Annotated in this window: 1 protein-coding gene; it reads right to left on the bottom strand. The window is 62.4% G+C overall.

Going from position 1 to position 255, the window contains the following annotated elements; translation table 11 throughout:
* On the bottom strand, positions 1-255 hold a 255-nt coding region (locus IU450_RS41575; protein ID WP_195154795.1), incomplete at both ends, for a condensation domain-containing protein.

Genomic DNA, 255 nt, shown 5'->3' with positions numbered 1-255 from the left:
CACCGTCGCCGGATCGAACAACTCCGTGGCATACGTGAACGCCACCGACATACCCCCCGACCCACCATGACGATCGACGTTCTCCGCCACCGCCACCTGCAGATCGAACTTCGCCAACGGCACCGCCAAATCCACCGCCGACACCGACAGTCCCGGCAACTCCAGTTCGGTACGCGCCAAATTCTGGAAGGTCAACATCACCTGGAACAACGGATGCCGCGCCGGCGAACGCACCGGATCCAGCAACTCCACCAA

Source organism: Nocardia abscessus (assembly GCF_015477775.1).
GTDB classification, from domain to species: Bacteria; Actinomycetota; Actinomycetes; order Mycobacteriales; family Mycobacteriaceae; genus Nocardia; species Nocardia abscessus_A.
Note: the sequence above shows the minus strand (reverse complement) of the source record. Positions and strands in the feature narration are given on the sequence as shown.